We start from the raw sequence: 21904 nt of genomic DNA, 5'->3' as shown, positions 1-21904 counted from the left end.
ATCAGCTCCGATCTGAGGTTCGGCCGATCGTGTCGAGCAGCAACGTCGCGGCGACCGCTGCTCCGTCGGTGCGGATCGTGCCCGCCACGGCGGCCGCTCGTGCTCCGGTCTCGGGGGTCAGGGCCGCCGTGAGCGCAGCCGACAAGGACTCGAAGGTCGGAACCGGACCGTCGTGCGCCGCGCCGATGCCCAAGTCGGCCACCCGGCCGGCCCAGTACGGCTGGTCCGTCGCCTGCGGCACCGCCACCTGAGGCGCGCCGGCCAGGGTGGCCGTCGTCGTAGTCCCGGCGCCGCCGTGGTGCACGACAGCGGCCACGCGCCGGAACAGTGCCTGCTGGTTGACCTCGCCGACGGCGAAGCAGTCGTCCAGGTCGTCGATCAGGGCCAGGTCGGCCCAGCCGCGCCCGACGAGTGCGCGACGGCCCTGCGCGCCGATCGCCTCGATGGCCACCTGGGCGGCGTCCGTCGCCGCATGCAAGGGCATGCTGCCGAAGCCCACGTACACCGGTGGTGTGCCGGCGTCCAGGAACGCCACCACGTCGGCCGGGAGTGGGCGGTCGTCGGGAGGGACCCACGCGCCGGTCTGTACGACGTCGAGGTCCGGCGTCTGCTGCCACGGATCCAGGATGGGGTCCGTCGCCAGCCACGGCCGGTCGCCGATGACGTAGTCGCGAACGTTGCCCACCGGGCGCAGGCCGATCGACGCCCGGTTGGTGTCGAGCGCCTCCCCGAACAGCGCATCGATGCTCTGAGCGTCCAGGTCCCACAGCACCCGGTTGTCCGTCACGTCCGGCGGGAACGCCCGGCCCGGATACGCCAGCGGCGGGCGATGCGGCGACGGCAGGGTGAGCTGCTGGAAGGTCACGGACACAGAAAGGATGCCCAGTTTCTCGGCCACCGACAGCGCGCCGGCCGCGGCCGGCATCACGCCGGTCGCCACCAACGCGTCGCATCCCTCGGCCGCCGCGGTGACCGCGTCGAACTGGCCGGCGATCAACTCGGCCGCTCGCCGGGGCAGGTCCGCCGACGACGGCGCCGCAGTCGTCAGCGCGCGCGCCGACCGGCCGACGGGCACCATCGACACACCGACCCCGGCCAGCCGCTGCGCGAAATCCTCGTCCGGCGGCGCGCACACCCGCACCTCCGCGCCGAGCGCCTTCAACTGCACGACGAGTCCCACCAACGGTTCGACGTCCCCACGCGACCCATACGTCGACAACAACACACGCACTCGCGACTCCCCTTTCCGCAGGTTCTGGCTACGGCCGGTAATTCTGCGACACCACCCGGGCCTTGCCGCAAGCCCCCCGGTGCGCTATAAATTGAAAGTGGAAGAGAGTTGTTTCTCGTCATTCCCTCATCGTCCGATTGGACGGACATCCTTCGCGAGCGTGACATCGTCGCTCTAGCAGAGCTTTCTGCGACCCGCGCTGCGGGCCTTCGGTCACGACGTCGCGAACCCCGACATTGCGAGCGCCGATCAGACGAATTCGACTGTGCTGGTATGCAGTTCATAGACAGCGCAGGAGCTGGTCCTGGATGAAGGACAACCCTTGCACATTTCGCCGACGCCGCGAATCGCAGCGTGCACGAAGGTGACTCCGCCAACCGGCCGCACTCGAGAGAACCGCGCATCCCACTTGTTCCCCGGTGTTAATGTTGATCTACTCGGCCACACCGAAAGGTGCACCTCGATGAGAAGATTCACTCGAAGAGTCGGTGGAACCATCGTGGCGCTGTCGCTTACCGCTGCCGCCTTCGTCGTGTCACCGCCACCGGTGTACGGATTCGCCGAGGATATTTGCTACACCGAGGACGGTGCCCCACCGCACAATTGCGCCCCGCTGCCACCGGAATGCCTACTCGACGATCCCAACTCGCCGATCTGCGGCGCCGAGGCGTTCGTCCGCTACGGGTTCACGTTGCGCCGCCCGCTCGGCGGACGGAGTCTCGTGCATTCGGACTCGACGTACATCATCGCCCGCACCGTCGGCTTCTCGGAGCTGGATGCGTACTGGATCGCGGCGTACGACGAAGCGACCGACCTCGGCACGTTCGCCCCCCGCGACATCTTCGGCCGGCTCGTCCCGGATGCCGGCGCACTGACCACCAAGGACATCAGCGGACTGGTGCGCACCCACTTCGACACCGGCGGGTTCCTCTTCCACTTCCTGCCCACGATGCGCGGACCGATGGATCCCCTGCCCATCGGGTTGCACCCCGATGTCGACGATCCACGGCACGAGGTCATGCTCACGCACCTACGGAATTGGGCCCTGTCCGGTCCGGGAAGCGGCGCTCCGTTGTGCACGGGAGGTTTCACGAACCTCTCGGAGAACGGCGACTATGCCACGGGCGCAACATGTTACGGGGATGCGAATCCCGTGCAGATCAACGGCACGTACAGCCTGGAGACTCCGGCCGCCATCCCGTTCACCAACATGACCGGGCAGCAGGTCATCTCCGACACGGTCCTGTCGTCACAATTCGACTCCTGGATCGGCGAGAACTCCTGGAATGCGCGGACCGGCATCTACATTCACGCACTCGGCGATCGCATCTCACACCACGTCTGCACCGACGCCGGCACGATCACGCCGCCGGGCCCGGGCGGGCCGGACTTTCGGATCGATCTGAACCAGCCCACCTGCGACCAGGGTCCGCATGCCGTCCGCCACGAATACGAGACGGGCGTGGACTTCGCCGGGCTGCACCCGGAAGACCGGACCACCGAGGCGGCCCTGTCGATGGTGTACGACGAACTCGTCAACTTCGCACGGGTGCGGGGAACCCTCGACGAGCGCGCCACGGCGCCGGCGACCAAGAATGCACTCCTGACCGACGGCCTCGTGCCGGCGCTCGAGATCCGGGAGCCGGTCGAGCGGTTGACCGCCGTCACCGACGTCGGCTGCCGAGTCGGCGTCCCGGCGTTCCCCGGAAATCCGGCGTGCCGGGATTGATCCGACTGTCAGCTGCCGAAGGGGGATGCGCTGTTGGAGTACCGCGCGAAGTCGCCCTGCGCCCCGCTGTAGACGTTGAGGTCGACGTCGCCGTTGACGCCGGCGATGCGACCGGTGCTGGTGTACTGCCAGAACGTCCAGTTGCTCCAGCCGCCGGGGAGGGGGCCGGGCGTGTTCTGACCGTTGTAGTCGGCGATCCACAGCGGGTAGCCGGCGAACTCGTTGGTGTTCGCCATCGCCGTCCGCCAGAAGTTCGGGTACGTGTAGATGATCGGCTGACGTCCGGTGAGCGATTGGACGGTGTCGAGGTAGCGGTGCGTCCAGTCGATCAACGCCGCGGGCGGCAGCCCACCGGATTGCTCGAGGTCGAGGACCGGGGGCATGTCACCCGGACCGTTGATGCCCAGCACCACCGTCGAGTAGAACGCAGCCTGCGCTTCCGGCGACTGGGTGGGATCGGCGTAGTGGTACGCGCCGCGGGCAACGCCGGCCACCCGCATGGCGAGACAGTCCTGGACGAAGAACGGATTGACGTAATTGAGACTCTCGGTGGCCTTGACCATCGAAAAGTCGTGGCCGGCGTTGCGGACGGCGAACCAGTCGATCGGTGACCCGCCCGGGTGCTGCCACGAGGCCACGTCCGGACCTCTGACGGGTTCGGCGGCAGCATGCCCCGGCACTGCCGCCGCGAGCGCACCGGCGAGCAGTAGTGGTGCGATCTTGGAGAACCTTCGGACCTTCACCCCGATAGCCATGCGCCCGAGGGTAACGTCTTCCCGCTATCCGCACGTGGCAACGGACGTCACTTCGTCACGTACGCCGCCTGCCGGAGCGTCTCGCCGCGCGCAGCCCGGCCCGGGGCCGCCGATGCGTTGATCGCGAGAACCGACAGCAACTCGTACGCGACGTGCGCTGCCGCGATGCCGGTGATTTCGGCGTGGTCGTATGCGGGCGCGACCTCCACGATGTCGGCGCCGACCACGTTCAGGCCGACGAGTCCGCGCAGCGTGTTCAGCAACTCGCGGGACGTCATGCCGCCGGCCTCGGGTGTTCCGGTGCCCGGCGCGTGCGCGGGATCGAGGACGTCGATGTCCACGGACACGTAGACCGGTCCGCCGTCGAGCCGTCGACGCATCCGTTCGACGATGCTGGCGACGCCGTCCACCTCGTAGTCGTCGGAGCGGATGACCTGGAAACCGAGAACCGCGTCGTCCTCGAGGTCCTTCTTGCTGTACAGCGGGCCGCGGATGCCGATGTGCTGCGACCGCTCGAGGTCGATCAGCCCCTCCTCGCTGGCCCGCCGGAACGGGGTGCCGTGCGTGTAGGGGGCGCCGAAGTAGGTGTCCCACGTGTCGAGGTGCGCGTCGAAGTGCAGGACGGCGATGGGGCCGTGGTCGCGGGCGAGGGAACGCAGGATCGGCAGGGCGATGGTGTGGTCGCCGCCGAGCGTCAGCACGGTCGAGCCGTCCTTGCGCAGGTCGGTGACGGCGCCGTCGACGGTGGCCAGGGCTTCCTGGATGTCGAACGGGTTGACGCCGATGTCGCCGAAGTCGGCGACCTGCTGCGCCGCGAAGGGGTGCACGTCGAGTGCGGGGTTGTACGGACGCAGGAGCTTCGACGAGGCGCGGATGTGGCCGGGGCCGAAGCGTGCGCCGGGACGGTAGCTGACGCCGGAGTCGAACGGGACGCCCATCACCGTGACGTCGGCGCGGGACACCTCGTCGAGCCGGGGGAGGCGGGCGAACGTGCTGGGTTCGGCGTAGCGCGGCGTGCGGGTGGCGTCGACGGGGCCCTGGATGCGGGTCGCGTCGTGGGCCCTGCTGTCGTCTGTACTCATCGGAATCCTTCGGTGTGTGCCGGAGACGTGGCGTCGTCGTATCGTTTCCCTGGAACGCATTATTGTCAACACCTGTTTCCTATACGAGACACGACGAAGGATCGATGCATGGCGAACGAGCTCGCAACCGAAGGTGCGTCGGGCGTCGACGCGCCCAGGATCGGCCCCCGGCTCAAGGCGGCCCGGCAGGCCCAGCGCCTCACCCTCGACGATCTGGCGGCGAGCTGCGGCATCACCAAGGGCTACCTGTCGAAGATCGAGCGGGACCACGCGAGCGCATCCGTCGCCACGCTGGTGCGGATCTGCGCCGCCCTGAACATTCCCGTCGGGTCCCTGTTCGAAAGCTCCGCCGCAGGAGAGGTCGTGCGTGCCGACAACTACCCGCCGATCAGCTTCGGCGGGGAGCGCATGGCCGAGTTCCTGCTGACACCGTTCGGCGAGCGCCGCATCCAGTCGCTCCTGAGCCGGATCGAACCCGGCGGCGGGAGCGGCTCGGAAACGTACGAACTGCCGGTCGACGTCGCATTCGTCTACGTCGTCTCCGGTCGGATCTGCATTTCCTTCAACGGCCCGGGGGCTGGGGAGGACGTGTCGCTCGCGGCCGGGGACGCGTTCACCTTCTCTCCCCAGTTGCCGCACAGCTTCCGCGCGCTCGGCGACGACACCGCGACCGTTCTGTGGATTCTGGCCCCCGCACTACCGGACGACGTCCGGCCCACCTCCCGCTAGGAAACCGTCAAGCGGTTTAGGAAACATGTGTTGACAGCCACGGCTCGCCCGTTCATTGTTGTCCACATCACTCCACCGCTCAGGAGCTCAACGTTGGACATCACCAAGATTTCTCCGCGCCCGCCGGGACTGGCCGGCGCACTCCGCGCCCGTAAATCGGTCGACGCGATCGTGGCGCGCAACGACCAGGAACCCGGTCACGGACTCAAGCGGTCGATGGGCCTGGTGCACCTCACCGCGCTGAGCATCGGTGCGTCGCTGGGCACGGGCATCTTCGTCATCCTCGGCGAGGCGACACCCAAGGCCGGCCCCGCCGTCGTCCTCGCCTTCGTGCTCGCGGCGTTTACCGCGCTCTTCTCCGCCCTCTCCTACGCGGAACTCGCCGGCAGCATCCCCGTCTCCGGCAGCTCGTACTCGTACACCTACGCGACGATGGGCGAACTCTTCGCGTGGATCTGCGGCTGGTGCCTGATGCTCGAGTACGGCGTCTCGGTCGCGGCCGTCGCCGTCGGCTGGGGCGAGTACATCAACGAACTACTCCACGGCATGTTCGGCATCGCGCTACCCGCCGCGATCAGCGAATCACCGGGAGCGGGCGGCATCGTCAACGTGCCCGCCATCGTCATCGTGCTCGTCGCGGTGGCACTGTTGACCCGGGGAGCCTCCGAGAGCGCCCTGGTGAACACGGTCATGGTCGCACTGAAGATCCTCGTGCTCGTGTTCTTCTGTGCTGTCGCGTTCACCGCGTTCCGTGCCGGAAACTTCACGCCGTTCATCCCCCTCGGCGCGGCAGGCGTGACGGCCGCGGCCTCCCAGGTGTTCTTCGCCTACATCGGGTTCGACGCCGCCTCGACCGCCGGCGACGAGGCGAAGAACGCGAAACGCGACCTTCCCCGCGCCATCATCCTCTCGCTCCTGATCGTCACGATCCTCTACTGTCTGGTCGCGATCGCGGCTGTCGGCGCGATGCCCTGGCAGGACATCGCGGGGGAGGGCGCCGCACTCGCGACCATCCTGAATGCCGCGACCACCAGCACCTGGCCCGCCATCCTCCTGTCGGCGGGCGCGGTGATCGCCATCGCCAGCGTCGTCCTCGCCGTGATGTACGGGCAGACCCGCATCCTGTACGCGATGTCGCTCGACGGTCTCGTTCCGCGGGTCTTCTCCCGCGTCAACCCGCGCACCCGGGTGCCCGTCGTCAACATCGTGGTCGTCGGCGGTGTCGTCTCCGCGCTCGCGGGGTTCGTGCCGCTGGGCGAACTGGCCGACGCGACGAGCATCGGCTCGCTGTTCGCGTTCATGCTCGTCAACATCGCCGTCATCATCCTGCGCCGCCGCCACCCCGACCTGCACCGCAGCTTCCGGACCCCGCTGTTCCCACTGATGCCGGTCCTCGGCGTCGTGTTCTGCGCGCTGCTGCTGTTCGGCCTGGGCGTCTCGACGTGGGTGGCGTTCGCTCTGTGGATGGCAGTCGGGCTCGCGATCTACTTCGCCTACGGCGTCCGCAAGTCCGAACTCCGCAGCAACCCGGAAGAGGTGACGGCACGATGAGGGCAGCACTGTTCCAAGGTCCCGAACTCTCCTTCGACGTCGCGGCGAACCTCTCCGCCATCGCCTCCGCCGCGCAGACGGCGGCAGCATCCGGGGCGTCCATCCTGGTCTGCCCGGAGATGGCGGCCACCGGCTACAACATCGGATCGCTGATCGCGGAGCGGGCCGAACCCGCCGACGGACCGATTGCGACGCGAATCGCGGAGATCGCCCGCGAGTCCGGGATCGCCGTCGTCTACGGATACCCCGAGGCGGACGCGGGCATCGTCTACAACAGCGTGCAGGTTGTCGACCCGTCGGGTACGTCGCTCGCGAACTACCGCAAGACGCACCTGTTCGGTGAGCTCGACCGGTCGCACTTCGCCGCCGGCGACGAACTGGTGGTCCAGTTCGACCACGCCGGAATCCGGTGCGGAATCCTGATCTGCTACGACGTCGAGTTTCCGGAAGCCGTTCGCGCACATGCCGACCGGGGAACCCAGTGGCTCGTCGTCCCCACCGGCCTGATGAGCCCGTACGAATTCATCGCGGAGAGCGTCGTCCCGACCCGGGCCTACGAGAGTCAGCTGTTCGTCACGTACGTCAACCGGTGCGGCACCGAAGCCGACCTCGACTACTGCGGGTCCAGTTGCGCGATCGCGCCCGACGGCACCGAACTCGCCCGCGCAGGCCGCCACGAGGAGCTGGCGATCGTCGACCTCGAACTCGACGTCCTCCACCGATCCCGCCGCGACAACACCCATCTCGACGACCGACGCCTCGACCTCTACCCCTTCATGCAGGAGAAGACTTCATGACGATCCCCGTCACTCCGGACAGCACCGCCGCGGACACCGATCCCCGGCCGCTCACCATGTTCGGCCCCGACTTCCCGTTCGCCTACGACGACTACATCACGCACCGGTCGGGTCTCGGCGCGGTGCCCGCCGATCGCCACGGCACCGAGGTGGCAGTCATCGGCGGCGGACTGTCGGGAATGGTCACTGCGTACGAGCTGACGAAGCTGGGCCTGAAACCGATTGTCTACGAAGCCGATCAGATCGGTGGCCGGATGCGGTCGCAGCCGTTCGACGGGCACCCGGACGTGGTGGCCGAGATGGGTGCGATGCGGTTCCCACCGTCGTCGACCACCCTGTTCCACTACCTCGACGCCATGGGACTGCGGACCGAGGCGTTCCCGAACCCGCTCGCCGACAGCACCCCCAGCACGGTCATCGACCTCAAGGGCGAAAGCTACTACGCGCAGCACCTCGACGACCTGCCGCCCGTCTTCCGGGAGGTCTCGGATGCGTGGCAGCGCACGCTCGAGGATCACGCCGAGCTGATTCCGCTCCAGCAAGCGATCCGCGACCGTGACACCGCCGAACTCAAGCGGATCTGGAACGACCTGGTGGTCCGGCTGGACGATCAGACGTTCTACGGTTTCCTCGCCGGATCCAAGCACTTCGCGTCGTTCCGGCATCGGGAAGTGTTCGGCCAGGTCGGTTTCGGAACGGGCGGCTGGGACACCGACTTCCCCAATTCGATCCTCGAGATCCTGCGCGTCGTCATCACCGCCGCCGACGACCACCACCGCGGCATCGTCGGCGGGTCGCAGCAACTGCCCCTGCGCCTGTGGACCGACACCCCGTCGGGGATCGCGCACTGGCCGGACGGCACGTCGGTGCGTGCGCTGAACGGCGGAGCCACCCGTCCCCGCGTCACCGAGGTCCGGCGAACCGCACCGCACCAGGTAACGGTCACCGACTCGTCCGGTGAGATCCGCACCTACCCCGCCGCGGTCTTCACGGCGCAGAGCTGGATGCTGCTCAACAACATTCACTGCGACGACGACCTGTTCCCGATCGACCACTGGACCGCCATCGAGCGCACCCACTACATGGGGTCGACGAAGGTGTTCGCCCTCGTGGATCGTCCGTTCTGGAAGGACAAGGATCCGGTGACCGGCCGCGACCTCGTCAGCATGACCCTGACGGACCGGATGAGCCGCGGCACCTACCTCCTCGACCACGGCGACGACAAGCCCGGCCTGATCTGCCTGTCCTACACGTGGTCCGACGATTCGCTCAAGCTCCTGCCGCTCGACGCGACGGAGCGGATGAACCTCATGATCAAGTCGCTCGAGGAGATCTACCCGGGTGTCGACTTCCGCAGTCACATCATCTCGACGCCGGTCACGCTGTCCTGGGAGACCGAACGCGACTTCATGGGGGCGTTCAAGGCGAACCTCCCCGGTCACTACCGGTACCAGGAACGGCTGTTCAGCCATTTCGTGCAGGACGAACTCGACCCGCGACATCGCGGCATCTTCCTGGCCGGCGACGACATCTCCTGGACCGCAGGCTGGGCGGAGGGCGCCGTGCAGACCGCGCTCAACGCCGTCTGGGGCGTGATGCACCATCTGGGCGGCGCCACCCCGGCCGACAACCCCGGCCCCGGCGACCGGTACGCCGAACTCGGCCCGATCCGCTTGTGCGACTAGCGCCCGTGAGTACTTATTAACGTCCCGCGGTTAATAAGTACTCACGGGGGCTCAGCCCAACCAGTCCAGAACTGCGGCGGCCGTCCACGACTGCTGCATGCTGCCGAGGGGCTGACCGGTGAACGGTTCGTAGTATTCGGCGAAACTGCCGTCGCTGGCCTGCCGGAGCCCCTCGGACCGCAGCAGGTGGGCGCGCTCGGCCCACCCGCGCCGGGCGAACGCCCAGGAGAACAGCCACGTCATCACCGGCCACACCGGACCGCGCCAGTACTCGCGCGGGCGGAAGTCGCCCGACACCGGCGACGTCGACGGCGGCACGGCGTACCGGAGGTCGGGGTGGCCGCAGAATTTCGGCCCCTCGAACGTGCGGAGCAGAGCGCGTTCGGCGTCACGGCTCAGGCCGCCGCACAGCAAGGGGGAGAACATGGCCAGGGTCTCGGTGGAAATCCACCGGCCGCTGCGCAGATCGAAATCGCGTGCCGCCCCGGACCGTTCGTCGGTGGTGGTGAGGACGCCCTGCCGGAACCGGGCGGCCCACCCGTGCAGTTCCCGGACATCGGAGTTCGGCATCGAGTGTTCCTCGCCGATGGTCGCGAGCACCTCGCACGCCATCGAGAACACGGCACTGACGAACACGTCCTCCACCGCGAAGCTCATGGCGGTGGCCAGTTCCTCGTCGTCGTAGCGGACCGTCTTCATCTCCTCGAGCAGCCACAGGTAGCGGTCGTACTCGCCGTTCGACGGCCGCTGTCCCGTGTCGGTGACGTGGGACAGGTCCTCGCGCAGATACGTGGGCATCACCCCGGCCACGACGTTGGCGTACGAGTGGTCCCAGCGCGGCGAGTTGTCCATGCCGGACTCCCAGCCGTGGTACAGCGCGATCCGGCCGTTGCCGTCGAGGTCGCGGGCGTTGGCCAGCCAGCGGTGCCAGCGCACGAGGTCGGGCCAGCGCCGGTCGAGGAACTCCTCGGCGACGGCACGGGTGCTGCGACCGTGCCTGCGTGAGTGATCGAGGATGCGCTGCACCGCGATGGCGTGGACGGGCGGCTGGGTGATCCCCGACGTCTGCGTGCCGCTCGGCGCGTGGGCGGCGAGGGTCCCGCACTCCCACCGCCCGGGACCGGGGAAGTATCCGTCGACGCCGTTCGCGAACACGATGTGCGGGATCATCCCGTTCTTCCACTGCGCCGACAGCAGGGTGTCGAGTTCGACGACGGCCCGCTCCACGCTCAGGGGCGCCAATCCGACCGCGACGAACGCCGCGTCCCAACTCCACATGTGCGGGTACAGGCGCGGCGCGGCACTCGTCATCGTGCCGAGGTCGTTGCCGCGAAGCAGGTACGCGGCACGTGCCGCGAGCTGTGTCGGGGTGAATCCGCGGTCCGCCATTGCACCATTCTGCTGCTGGTCGGCCCACATCGCTCGTCGGACGGGGTTCAGCCCGCGAATCCGCACAGGGTCAGCGTCGGACGCGAGTCGCGCAGCGGCCGCAGTTCCGACAGTCTGCGGAGCAGGGTCGACCCCCACAGACCCCGGCCGAGGGGCAGCGTCACCTCGCGGGTGAACGCGAGGTCCGGCACCTGTCCGGGCAGGTCCGCCGCGTCGCCGGCGGAGAGGTGGAACGGCATCGGCGGGACGGTGTAGTCGCCGTGGATCCGCATTCCCTTCTGCGTCTTGCGGCTGAACCATTTCGGCACCGAATCGAACATCATCCGACCGCCTGGGAAACGCCGGGCGCATTCGCCGATCAGGGACAGCGACTCGTCGGCGGGCAGATACATCAGCAGGCCCTCGGCCGAGACGAACACGCCCCGACCGGTGTCGACGTGGTCCATCCACGAGCGGTCCAGCGCGGACACCGCGAGTGTGGTGACGTTCGGCTCGTCCGGCAGGAGTTGTGTGCGCAGGGCGACCACCTCGGGCAGGTCGATCGACACCCACCGGACGTCGGGGTCGCCGATCCGCCAGTAGCTGGTCTGCAATCCTTCACCGAGGGCGACGACCGTTCCGCCGGGGTGGTCGGCGAGGAACGCCCGTATCTCGTCGTCGAAGGCCCGAGCGCGCAGTGCGTGGGATTGGCCCGGTTTCCCGAAGTTCTCGTACGGATAGTCGAGGGTCTCGTAGAGCGTCACTGCAAGCGGGTCGGCGAACGTGCTGCCCGGACGCGACGCCTCGACGGCACGGTTGCGGAGCGTCCACATCATCGTCGCGGGAACACCGGTCAGGGTGGTGGCATCCACCCGTTTCCGGCCGTCGTCAGGCATTCCGCACCAGGTCGGAGTTCTCGGTGAGCGGTTTGCGGCGCAGCATCAGGGTGCGCAACGTGTCCATCGACATTGCCAGGCTCCGTTTCCCGGTGAGATGCGGTACCTCACTCAATCACTTTTTTCGGGTCCGCGTGGGAGAGGAACGCGGACTCGGCACACGCTTGCGGGAATACGGTAGGGGGGTATGGTAGCTCTCAGAGAAGACATCGATACCCCGAAGAGAGGCGAACCCCCGTGAGCACCTCCAGCGTTACCGTCACCGGCATGACCTGCGACCACTGCGTGTCCTCGGTAACCGAGGAGATCAACGAACTCCCCGGCGTCACCGCCGTGAACGTCGATCTGGCCACCGGCAAGGTCGTCATCGAGAGCACCACCGACCTCGACCCGGGCGCCGTCGCGGATGCCGTCGCGGAAGCCGGATACTCAATCGCCGGCTGAGCCGGCAAACTCCAGCACAGGAGCCCCATCATGAACGCAACCGGCAAGTTCGCCGGATTCACCGTCGGACTCGTCGTGATCTTCGGTGCCGCGCTCGCCCTCGGGTCGGTTGTCGGCCCGGATGTGGCCGAGCCCGCCGCGCACACGGCCGAGGACGACGGACACGGGGCGGCAAGCCACGACGCCGCCGCCGACCCGACCCCGGGCGGACTGACGCCCACTGCGAACGGCTACACCCTCGAACTCGCATCCGACCAGGTCACCGCCGGTGCCGGGGTCCCGGTGCAGTTCCGGATCACGAACCCCTCGGGGGTACCCGTGACGGATTACGCCGTGGAGCACGAGAAGCTGCTGCACCTGATCGTCGTCCGCCGGGACCTCGCCGGATTCCAGCACGTGCACCCGACGCTCGACGCGGCCGGAACGTGGAGCATCCCCCTCGACCTCGCCCGCGGCGGCGACTACCGCGTGTTCGCGGACTTCACCCCGGCAGGCGGGGAAGGCGTCACCCTGGGCACGGACCTGCGCGTCGCGGGCACCTACGACCCGCAGGAACTGCCCGCTCCCGCACCGACCACCACCGTGGACGGGTACACCGTCACCCTCGACGGCACGCTCCGACCGGGAGAGACGTCGAACGTGACCCTCGCGGTGAGCCGCGACGGACAGCCCGTCACCGATCTGCAGCCCTACCTCGGCGCGTACGGTCACCTGGTGGCGCTGCGCACCACCGACCTCGGATACCTGCACGTGCACCCGGACGGACATCCCGGCGACGGCGTCACCGCGGCGGGTCCCGGGATCGATTTCGCCGTCACGGCGCCCGGCGCGGGCGACTACCGGTTGTTCCTGGACTTCCAGCACGCCGGCGCCGTCCACACCGCGGAGTTCACCGCCACCGCCGGACCGGAGGAGAAGTGATGACCCGCGGGGCCGACATCGCGGCACTGCCCGATTCCCAGATCGAACTGGCCATCGGCGGGATGACCTGCGCGTCGTGCGCCAACCGCATCGAGCGCAAGCTGAACAAACTCGACGGCGTCACCGCGACCGTCAACTATGCGACGGAGAAGGCCCGCGTCCATTACGACGCCGCCGACGTCTCGCCCGAAGACCTGGTCGCCACAGTCGAGCAGGCCGGGTACACGGCGCGACTGCCCGAGGTGAAGCCCCCGGCCCCGGAGGAAGAGGACCCAGCGGCGGCACTGCGGCAGCGGCTGCTCGTGTCGGCGGTGCTGACGGTCCCCGTCATCGCGATGGCGATGATCCCGGCGCTGCAATTCACCAACTGGCAGTGGCTCTCGCTCACCCTCGCGGCCCCGGTCGTGGTCTGGGGTGCGTGGCCGTTCCACAAGGCCGCCTGGACGAATCTGCGGCACGGCACCGCGACCATGGACACCCTGGTGTCGATGGGCACGCTGGCCGCGTTCGGGTGGTCACTGTACGCCCTGTTCTGGGGTACCGCCGGCATGCCGGGGATGACGCACCCGTTCGAGCTCACGATCGCGCGGGTCGACGGCACCGGCAATATCTATCTGGAGGCCGCGGCAGGCGTCACCACGTTCATCCTCGCCGGCCGTTACTTCGAGGCCCGCGCCAAACGCCGGGCGGGAGCGGCACTGCGGGCGCTACTCGAACTGGGCGCCAAGGAAGTGTCGGTGCTGCGGGACGGCACCGAACAGCTGATCGGCATCGACCGACTCGAGGTCGGCGACCTCTTCGTGGTCCGTCCCGGCGAGAAGATCGCCACCGACGGCGTCGTCGTCGAAGGTTCGTCGGCGGTGGACGCGTCGATGCTGACCGGTGAATCCGTTCCGGTCGAGGTGTCGCCGGACTCCGAGGTGGCGGGTGCGACGGTCAACGTCGGCGGCCGAATCGTGGTTCGCGCCAGCCGGATCGGAGCCGACACCCAGCTCGCGCAGATGGCATGGATGGTCGAGGACGCGCAGACCGGCAAGGCCGAGGTGCAACGCCTGGCCGACCGGATCTCCGGCATCTTCGTCCCGATCGTGATCGCATTGTCGGTCGCGACCCTCGGTTTCTGGATCGGGACCGGCGGTTCGGTCGCCGCCGCGTTCACCGCCGCGGTCGCCGTCCTGATCATCGCGTGCCCGTGTGCGCTCGGACTCGCCACCCCGACCGCCCTCATGGTCGGCACGGGACGCGGGGCCCAGCTGGGCATCCTGATCAAGGGACCCGAAGTTCTGGAATCGACGCGGCGAGTCGACACCGTGGTGGTCGACAAGACCGGCACCGTCACCACCGGCACGATGTCGCTGCACGATGTGGTCGCCGCGGACGGCCAGGACGAGGAGCAGGTTCTCCGGTTCGCCGGCGCGCTCGAGGACGCGTCCGAGCACCCCATCGCGCGGGCGATCACCCGCGGTGCGAAGGAGCGGCTGCACACGCTCCCCGACGTCGAACAGTTCACCAACATCGCGGGGCTCGGCGTCCAGGGCATGATCGGCGGACACGCGGTGGTCATCGGCCGCGCGAAACTGCTCCGCGACTGGTCGCTGCACCTCACCACGGAACTGCAGCGCGTCATCGACGCGGCCGAGTCCGAAGGCAAGACGGCCGTCGGGATCGGCTGGGACGGCAAGGCACGCGGCGTGCTCGTGGTCGCCGACACCGTGAAACCCACCTCCCGCGAGGCGGTGTCGCAGTTCCGCGAACTGGGTCTCACCCCGATCATGCTCACCGGCGACAACAAATCCGCGGCCCGGGCAATCGCCGCCCAGGTCGGCATCGACGAGGTGATCGCGGAGGTCCTGCCCCAGGACAAGGTCGACGTGATCAAGCGTCTGCAGGCCGAGGGCAAGGTGGTCGCGATGGTCGGCGACGGGGTCAACGACGCCGCCGCTCTCGCGCAGGCCGACCTCGGTCTCGCCATGGGAACCGGCACGGACGTGGCCATCGAGGCCAGCGACCTCACGCTCGTGCGCGGCGACCTCCGGGCCGCCGCCGACGCGATCCGGTTGTCGCGCAGGACGTTGAGCACGATCAAGGGCAACCTGTTCTGGGCCTTCGCCTACAACGTCGCGGCGTTGCCGCTGGCGGCGGCGGGCCTGCTCAACCCCATGCTGGCCGGCGCCGCCATGGCATTCTCATCGGTGTTCGTCGTGAGCAACAGCCTGCGACTGCGTCGCTTCCAGCCCCTGACCACTCCCACCCGAGGGGAACACTCATGACCGAGCAACCGACCACCGACCACGATCACACAACCGGTCACGGGTACATCAGCGCGAAGGACGACTACCTCAAGCGACTGCGCCGTATCGAGGGCCAGGCGCGGGGTCTGCAGCGGATGGTCGAGGACGAGAAGTACTGCATCGACATCCTCACCCAGGTCTCTGCCATGACCAAGGCGCTGCAGGCTGTGGCGCTTGGTCTGCTCGAAGACCACATCAGCCACTGCGTCGTCGACGCCGCCGTCGCGGGCGGCACCGAGGCGGACGCGAAGATCAAGGAAGCCACCGACGCCATCGCACGACTGGTGCGTTCCTGAAACCAGACCACGAGAGCAGCTTCCGAGGGAGCAGGCATGTCTCACGATCACCAGCAGCAGGAAGTGGAACAGGTTCGGCACACCGGACACACCGACAACGCCGATCGGCATGCCGGTCACGGGTCCCACGGTGAGGTGTTCCGGCAAAAATTCTGGATCAGTCTCGCACTGTCGGTGCCGGTGGTGGTGTTCAGCCACATGTTCGCCGACCTCCTCGGCTACACCGTCCCCGACTTCCCCGGTGCGTCGTGGATTCCGCCGGTGGTCGGCACCGCGATCTTCTTCTACGGCGGCGCGCCGTTCCTCACCGGCGCGTGGAGTGAGCTGAAGTCGCGGCGGCCCGGCATGATGCTGCTGATCGGCATGGCGATCACGGTCGCGTTCCTCGCGTCGTGGGTGACGACCCTGCAAATCGGCGGCTTCAACCTCGACTTCTGGTGGGAGCTGGCGCTTCTCATCGTCATCATGCTCCTCGGCCACTGGCTGGAGATGCGGGCGCTGGGGTCGGCGTCCGGCGCCCTCGACGCGCTCGCCGCGCTGCTCCCGGACACCGCCGACCGGGTCACCGACGACGGCGTCACCGAGGTGCCCGTCTCCGAACTCGCCACCGGCGACCTGGTGCTGGTACGGGCCGGTGGCCGCATCCCCGCCGACGGCACCGTCGAGGACGGCCGCGCGGAGGTGGACGAATCGATGATCACCGGCGAATCCAACCCTGTCCCACGGTCGGTCGGCGACACCGTGGTGGCCGGCACCGTCGCCACCGACAGCGCGCTGCGGATCCAGGTGGGCGCGGTGGGGGAGGACACCGCCCTCGCCGGGATCCAGCGACTGGTCGCCGACGCGCAGTCCTCCTCGTCCCGGGCGCAGGCCCTCGCCGACCGCGCCGCGGCGTTCCTGTTCTACTTCGCCTCGATCGCAGGGCTTCTCACGTTCGTGGTGTGGTCGCTGCTCGGCAACGTGGACGAGGCCGTGGTGCGGACCGTCACCGTTCTGGTGATCGCCTGCCCGCACGCGCTCGGCCTGGCGATACCCCTCGTGATCGCCATTTCCACCGAGCGCGCCGCGAAGGCCGGTGTCCTCGTGAAGGATCGACTGGCACTCGAACGCATGCGCAACGTCGACGTCGTCCTGTTCGACAAGACCGGCACCCTGACCCAGGGCAGGCACGTCGTCACCGGAGTGGTCACCACCGCGGGTGTCACCGAGAGCGAACTGCTCGCGCTCGCCGGCGCCGTGGAGGCCGACAGCGAGCACCCGGTCGCTCGGGCCATCGTCGCCGAGGCGGCGTCGAAGGTGCCCGCGGATGAGCGACGCACCGCATCCGACTTCCGGTCGTTGCCGGGCCGGGGAGTGCGCGCGAACGTCGACGGCGACGAAGTGACCGTCGGCGGACCGGCGATGCTCGCCGAACTGAACGTGACGGTCCCCGGCGACGTTGCCGCGCAAACGAAACGGTGGGTCGAACGCGGCGCCTCCGTCCTGCACGTTGTCCGCGACGGGCGGGTGCTCGGCGCGGTGGCGCTCGAGGACGCTGTCCGCGAGGAGTCCCGGCAGGCGATCGACGCCCTGCACAAGCGCGGCGTGAAGGTCGCGATGATCACCGGAGACGCCCGCCAGGTGGCCGACGCCGTCGCCGCCGATCTCGGCATCGACGAAGCGTTCGCCGACGTGCTGCCGGAGAACAAGGACGCCGAGGTCGCCGCACTCCAGACCCGTGGCCACCGGGTGGCGATGGTCGGCGACGGCGTCAACGACGCTCCCGCACTCGCCCGCGCGGATGTCGGCGTCGCGATCGGGGCCGGCACGGACGTCGCCATCGAATCGGCGGGTGTCGTGCTCGCTGCCGACGACCCCCGCGCCGTGCTCTCGATCATCGACCTGTCCCAGGCGAGCTACCGCAAGATGTGGCAGAACCTGGTGTGGGCCACCGGATACAACATCATCGCCGTCCCGTTGGCCGCCGGTGTCCTCGCGTTCGCCGGGGTCGCGATCTCACCCGCGGTGGCGGCGATCCTGATGTCCGTCTCCACGATCGTCGTCGCACTCAACGCGCAGCTGCTGCGACGACTCGATCTGGATCCGGAACGGCTGAGTCGACCCTGACCGCGGTCTGCGTCGCCCCTGCCGGAGCCCTCGCTATCTGCTGTCGGTCAGTGCTTCGATCGTGCGGGAGAGGACGAACAGCACCGCTCCCAGTAGGACGGCTCCGGACCCGACGACGAGGAAGAACGTTCCGGTGGAGATGGTGGTGAACAGTCCGCCGAGAAGGCCGGAGAGCGTCGATCCACCGGCGAGAGTCAGGAAGAGCAGTGCCACGGTTTGCGCCTTGAATCGATCGGGTGCGATGCGCGTGGCCAGTGCGAGTCCGACCGGTCCGACGAAGATTTCGGATGAACCGGCAACGGCCATGCTGACGAGAACCAGGAGCGGCGGCACGGTCTTGTCGGGAAAGAACTGCGAGAGCAGCAGCAGTAGGTAGGCGCAGCCGACCATGGTCAGGCCGATGGCGAACTTCGCGGACGTAGTCGGTTGGCGAGTACCGAGTTTCGTCCACAACATGGCGACGAGAGGGGTGAGCAGGACCGCGGAGACCGGGCTGATCGTGGTCAGCCAGGGGGCGGGTACCTGCCAGCCACCGACGTCGAGATCGACCCGATCCTTGATGAACACCGAGATGGTGGTGAACTTCTGGAACAGGAATCCGAAGTACAGCAGGCTTGCGATCCACAGGGGGATGAAGCCCCTCATACGACGCTTCTCCGCCGGTGTCACGTTCTGCGAACGCAGGATCACGGTAAAGTAGATGATCGCGGCGACGAGGATGACGGCCCCGACGAAGCGCGAGAGGTTGGTGTTGTCGACGAGCCCGAACTGCCAAAGGGCGACCACGAACGCCGTCACGGCGGCGACGGTAGCCAACGCGTAGGGCAACTGGGTGCGGGCGATGGGATTCTTGACGACGCCGGCCTCGGCGGGGAGGTCGCGCATCTTCCACGAGTACTGGATCAGCGCGCCGACCATTCCGACGGCGGCGAGGCTGAAGGCTGCGTGGAATCCCCATCTGCTCTGAGTGAATCCGGTGAGCAGCGGTCCGAATGCGGAGCCGGTGTTGATGGCCATGTAGAAGTACGAGAAACCGGCGTCGCGCGCGGGGCGATTGTCGGCATAGAGCATGCCCACTATCGAGGTGATGTTCGTCTTGAGCGCGCCGGTACCCAGGACGATGAGTGTGAGCCCGAAGGCCAGGCCCGAGAGGCCGTCGAGTACCGCGAGGGTGACGTGGCCGAGGGTGATGACGATGGCGCCGTAGAGGACCATTCGCCAGGCGCGATCAGCCGATCGGCGATCCATGCCCCGAGGATTTGAGACAGGTACACCGAGCCGCCGTAGGCGCCGACGATACTGACCGCGGTCGCCGGCGCGAGATCGAGTCCACCGTCGCTGAGCGAGTACAACAGATAGAAGCTGAGAACTCCTTGCAAGCCGTAAAAGCTGAAACGCTCCCACAGTTCGGTGAACGCCAGGTTCCATAGACCCCTGGGTTGCCCGAATGAGTCGGACCTCTTCCGCTCCACCGTGGGGTGGTACTCGGTTGCGACGCTCTTGTCGATCTCGGTCATGTCTCTCCCTGGGTTCGGGGAAGGGGATGTAGTTCGTACCGGCGCCTCGGCGCTGAGCGCGTGCTGGTGGTGAGAGATCAGCGCCCGGCGATCTTGTCGGCCATCAGCGCGAGTCGGGAGGTGCGAGGGCCGGCCGCTCGAGCCTCGAGAACGTCGGCGATCGAGTAGATGCGATAGAGGCCGTGTGCGCCGATCCACCGGAGCGGTTCGGGTTCCCAGCGTCTGGGCATCTGGCGAACCCAGGGCAACGTGGAGAGCTTGGTATCGCCCTGCAGGATCAGGTCGGAAGCGATGCGGCCGGCGAGATGGTCGGCCGTCAGACCTTGGCCGGCGTAGCCGCCCATGCGCAGGATCTTGCTGCTGGGGTCGTTGTCGATGACCGGTGACCAGTCGCGGGTCACCCCGAGCACACCGCACCACGCGTGAGCGGCGGCGAGGGGGACAACCGCTGTGCACCGGTACCGCACCGCCCATTTCAATGCCTTCGGCACCAACGCGCGCAAGGTCCGCATCACGCCGACCACCCATCGCCAGCTCGAATCGTTCATCGGGGAGTTCGACCCGTACGGAACCTCCGGCGACGAGCTGTACGCACACGGCGACTCCGAAGAAGTTCTGCTGGTCATCTCCGGCCGCATCGAGATCACCGTCGGTGAGCACACCGACGTGCTCAACGCACTCGACAGCGTCGCGTACGCGAGCGCCAGCCCGCACCGCGCCCGGGAGATCGACGGCAATCCGGCGGTAGCGCTCTGGATGATGTCGCTACCGAGCTACTGACGGCGATCCGTCGATACGGGAGCAGCCCGCGGCGCCCCTCTACGACGCCCGAGGCGCGGAGGTGATCACGTCGACGACGGATTCCGTTGCGGTGGCACCGGGTTCGGTGATCCGGCACAACGCGGACACCAGCCCGTCGACCGTGTCGGTGACCGCCGCGATGTAGGCGTCGGGGCGGATGACCCACACCTCGCCGGGCTTCGCGTCCAACGCGGCGGTGAGGGCGCCGGTGCCGTCGACCTCCGACAGCCGGACGAGGCGGAGCGGGGTATGCACCGCGCCGAGGGCCGCGCTGCGGATCTCGTCGACGTCCACGCCGTCACCCGCGAGAAGCAGGATTCCGTGCCGGGCGATGTCACGGAGACGGGTGCCGGCACCGCCGCGCAGCGTCACCGGCGTGTCCGGCACGAGGATTCCCGGCGCCGCAGCCGGGGTGCATCCACGCTCGGGGCGACCGGCGAAGGGTCTTTCCGGATCCATTGTGGTCAGGGCCGATTCGACGTACCAGAACGGCTCGGCGAGGCGACCGCTGTCGACCTGTGCCCGCGCCTGCGAGTCGGTGACCGCCGCGGTGAGCACGTCGCGCCGGTGCCGATGCTGGTCCTCGGACTGTGGGACGAGGAAATCCATCGTCGCCGTGGTGACCGCAATATTCTCGACGGCCGCCGCGTGCCGCTCGGTGTGATACGTCTCGAGCAGCGACTCGTCGGCCCAGCCCCGCAGGACGAACGCGAGCTTCCACGCCGCGTTCTCGGCGTCGGCGACACCGGAATTCAGGCCTCGCGCCCCGAACGGGGACACGACGTGCGCGGCGTCCCCGGAGAGCAGCACCCGGTCGACGCGCATCCGGTTCGCGACCCGGGAGTGGAAGCGGTACACCGATTTCCACACGATGCGGTAGTCGGTGTCGCCGATGATCTTCCGGATCCGCGCGTCCAGCGCGCCCGACTTCTCCTCGGCCTCGAGATCGTACTCGCCGGGCACCTGCCAGTCGATGCGGAACGTCGAGTCCGGGCACGGGTGGATGAGCACCTGCCTGCCCGGGTTCCACTCGGGGTCGAAGTAGAAGCGGCGCTCGTCGGCCCAGCCCGGGATGTCAGCGGCGATGTCGCAGATCAGGAACTTGTCGTCGAACGAGCGACCGTCGAACGTGACACCCAGCTGCCGCCGGATCGCGCTGCCCCGCGACCCCACGGCCACCACCGCGTAGTCCGAGGTGACGGTCTGCTCCCCGGAGCCGGTGCGGCAGGTGATGGTGACGCCGGTCTCGTCCTGATCCACGGACGTGGCCTCGTATCCCCACCGGACGTCGATCGACGACGTGGCCGCGATCCGCTCGTCGAGCAGTTCCTCGGTCCGGGCCTGGGAGATGTTGACGAACGGCGGGAACGACGAGATGCCGCGGTCGACGAACGTCTGCGCGAACAATTCGTGGTCGCGGTGGAACGTGCGGGCGCACCCCCACGTCACGCCCTCGTCGGCCAGCTGCCTGCCGACGCCGATCGCGTCCCACACCTCGAGGACATCCCGCTGCTGGCAGATGGCCTTCGATCCGATCGGGTCGCGTTCGGGCCGGGCGTCGAGCAACGTCACCGGTATGCCCCAGCGCGCCAGCAGCAACGCCGTCGTCTGCCCCACCGGGCCGTTGCCCACGACGGCGACCGTGCCGCCGCGGGTGTGTCGTCTTCCCATGATCCTCGCCTTGTCAGTGTGAAACGGTGACGGA

20 protein-coding genes are annotated in these 21904 nt (G+C 68.2%); 11 read left to right on the top strand and 9 right to left on the bottom strand.

Annotation, left to right across the window (positions count from 1 at the left end; all coding sequences use genetic code 11):
* Nucleotide 1: 1 nt before the first annotated feature.
* Nucleotides 2–1231: a glycosyltransferase gene (locus ACFVJ3_RS18600; protein ID WP_378453414.1), complete on the bottom strand. Its 1230-nt coding sequence runs from the start codon at nt 1229–1231 to the stop codon at nt 2–4.
* Between the two features lie 463 nt (nt 1232–1694).
* Between ACFVJ3_RS18600 and ACFVJ3_RS18595 the strand changes: the two genes are divergently transcribed.
* Complete coding sequence (locus tag ACFVJ3_RS18595) at nt 1695–2960, top strand: hypothetical protein (RefSeq protein ID WP_378453413.1); 1266 nt, start codon at nt 1695–1697, stop codon at nt 2958–2960.
* Nucleotides 2961–2968: 8 nt separating this feature from the next.
* Here the strand turns inward: ACFVJ3_RS18595 and ACFVJ3_RS18590 are convergent, their stop codons facing one another.
* Nucleotides 2969–3715 carry a glycoside hydrolase family 25 protein gene (locus tag ACFVJ3_RS18590; RefSeq protein WP_378453412.1) on the bottom strand — a complete coding sequence of 249 codons (747 nt, stop codon included), beginning with the start codon at nt 3713–3715 and terminating at the stop codon, nt 2969–2971.
* 47 nt (nt 3716–3762) lie between these two features.
* On the bottom strand, nt 3763–4797 hold the full coding sequence (speB, locus tag ACFVJ3_RS18585; RefSeq protein ID WP_378453411.1) for an agmatinase: 1035 nt from the start codon (nt 4795–4797) through the stop codon (nt 3763–3765).
* Nucleotides 4798–4905: 108 nt separating this feature from the next.
* On the opposite strand from speB, the gene ACFVJ3_RS18580 reads away from it, so the two are divergent.
* The 4 genes from ACFVJ3_RS18580 (at nt 4906) to ACFVJ3_RS18565 (ending at nt 9559) form a co-directional block, all read left to right on the top strand.
* Nucleotides 4906–5526, top strand: a complete 621-nt coding sequence (locus ACFVJ3_RS18580) for a helix-turn-helix domain-containing protein (RefSeq protein ID WP_378453410.1) — start codon at nt 4906–4908, stop codon at nt 5524–5526.
* 93 nt (nt 5527–5619) lie between these two features.
* Nucleotides 5620–7077, top strand: a complete 1458-nt coding sequence (locus ACFVJ3_RS18575; RefSeq protein ID WP_378453409.1) for an amino acid permease — start codon at nt 5620–5622, stop codon at nt 7075–7077.
* Entirely contained in the window at nt 7074–7874 is an 801-nt protein-coding gene (locus ACFVJ3_RS18570; RefSeq protein ID WP_378453408.1) for a carbon-nitrogen hydrolase family protein, read from the top strand. The genes ACFVJ3_RS18575 and ACFVJ3_RS18570 overlap by 4 nt, the downstream gene beginning before the upstream one ends.
* Nucleotides 7871–9559, top strand: a complete 1689-nt coding sequence (locus ACFVJ3_RS18565; protein ID WP_378453407.1) for a flavin monoamine oxidase family protein — start codon at nt 7871–7873, stop codon at nt 9557–9559. The genes ACFVJ3_RS18570 and ACFVJ3_RS18565 overlap by 4 nt, the downstream gene beginning before the upstream one ends.
* Nucleotides 9560–9610: 51 nt before the next feature.
* Here the strand turns inward: ACFVJ3_RS18565 and ACFVJ3_RS18560 are convergent, their stop codons facing one another.
* The 3 genes from ACFVJ3_RS18560 to ACFVJ3_RS18550 are packed head-to-tail and all read right to left on the bottom strand — an operon-like array spanning nt 9611 to nt 11938.
* Nucleotides 9611–10948, bottom strand: coding sequence for an amylo-alpha-1,6-glucosidase (locus ACFVJ3_RS18560; RefSeq protein WP_378453406.1), 1338 nt, complete (start codon nt 10946–10948; stop codon nt 9611–9613).
* A gap of 47 nt (nt 10949–10995) precedes the next feature.
* Complete coding sequence (locus ACFVJ3_RS18555) at nt 10996–11823, bottom strand: class I SAM-dependent methyltransferase (RefSeq protein ID WP_378453405.1); 828 nt, start codon at nt 11821–11823, stop codon at nt 10996–10998.
* The gene (locus tag ACFVJ3_RS18550; RefSeq protein WP_378453404.1) at nt 11816–11938 is read right to left on the bottom strand and encodes a hypothetical protein; all 123 of its coding nucleotides are present in this window, start codon (nt 11936–11938) and stop codon (nt 11816–11818) included. Before ACFVJ3_RS18550 ends, ACFVJ3_RS18555 begins: the two co-directional genes overlap by 8 nt.
* Before the next feature lie 122 nt (nt 11939–12060).
* Here ACFVJ3_RS18550 and ACFVJ3_RS18545 point away from each other — a divergent pair, with 122 nt between their 5' ends.
* The 5 genes from ACFVJ3_RS18545 to ACFVJ3_RS18525 are packed head-to-tail and all read left to right on the top strand — an operon-like array spanning nt 12061 to nt 17881.
* Nucleotides 12061–12267 carry a heavy-metal-associated domain-containing protein gene (locus tag ACFVJ3_RS18545; RefSeq protein WP_378453403.1) on the top strand — a complete coding sequence of 69 codons (207 nt, stop codon included), beginning with the start codon at nt 12061–12063 and terminating at the stop codon, nt 12265–12267.
* A gap of 30 nt (nt 12268–12297) precedes the next feature.
* Nucleotides 12298–13188: a hypothetical protein gene (locus ACFVJ3_RS18540; protein WP_378453402.1), complete on the top strand. Its 891-nt coding sequence runs from the start codon at nt 12298–12300 to the stop codon at nt 13186–13188.
* A complete protein-coding gene (locus tag ACFVJ3_RS18535) occupies nt 13188–15458 on the top strand; it encodes a heavy metal translocating P-type ATPase (protein WP_378453401.1) in 2271 nt (756 codons plus the stop codon). Before ACFVJ3_RS18540 ends, ACFVJ3_RS18535 begins: the two co-directional genes overlap by 1 nt.
* Nucleotides 15455–15775, top strand: coding sequence for a metal-sensitive transcriptional regulator (locus tag ACFVJ3_RS18530; protein ID WP_378453400.1), 321 nt, complete (start codon nt 15455–15457; stop codon nt 15773–15775). The genes ACFVJ3_RS18535 and ACFVJ3_RS18530 overlap by 4 nt, the downstream gene beginning before the upstream one ends.
* Before the next feature lie 36 nt (nt 15776–15811).
* A complete protein-coding gene (locus ACFVJ3_RS18525) occupies nt 15812–17881 on the top strand; it encodes a heavy metal translocating P-type ATPase (RefSeq protein ID WP_378453399.1) in 2070 nt (689 codons plus the stop codon).
* Nucleotides 17882–17914: 33 nt separating this feature from the next.
* Here ACFVJ3_RS18525 and ACFVJ3_RS18520 read toward each other — a convergent pair whose 3' ends face one another.
* Together ACFVJ3_RS18520 and ACFVJ3_RS18515 are read right to left on the bottom strand one after the other, a co-directional pair.
* Nucleotides 17915–19129, bottom strand: coding sequence for a peptide MFS transporter (locus ACFVJ3_RS18520; RefSeq protein ID WP_378453398.1), 1215 nt, complete (start codon nt 19127–19129; stop codon nt 17915–17917).
* 346 nt (nt 19130–19475) lie between these two features.
* Entirely contained in the window at nt 19476–19799 is a 324-nt protein-coding gene (locus tag ACFVJ3_RS18515) for a hypothetical protein (protein WP_378453397.1), read from the bottom strand.
* Nucleotides 19800–19848: 49 nt separating this feature from the next.
* Between ACFVJ3_RS18515 and ACFVJ3_RS18510 the strand changes: the two genes are divergently transcribed.
* Nucleotides 19849–20178, top strand: a complete 330-nt coding sequence (locus tag ACFVJ3_RS18510) for a cupin domain-containing protein (protein ID WP_378453396.1) — start codon at nt 19849–19851, stop codon at nt 20176–20178.
* Nucleotides 20179–20217: 39 nt separating this feature from the next.
* On the opposite strand, the gene ACFVJ3_RS18505 is transcribed toward ACFVJ3_RS18510, so the two are convergent.
* Nucleotides 20218–21870 carry an FAD-dependent monooxygenase gene (locus tag ACFVJ3_RS18505; RefSeq protein WP_378453395.1) on the bottom strand — a complete coding sequence of 551 codons (1653 nt, stop codon included), beginning with the start codon at nt 21868–21870 and terminating at the stop codon, nt 20218–20220.
* Nucleotides 21871–21904: the final 34 nt, after the last annotated feature.

It is taken from the genome of Rhodococcus sp. NPDC127593 (assembly GCF_042671975.1).
Lineage (GTDB): Bacteria > Actinomycetota > Actinomycetes > Mycobacteriales > Mycobacteriaceae > Rhodococcus_F.
This window is presented reverse-complemented; position numbering and strand designations above follow the sequence as displayed.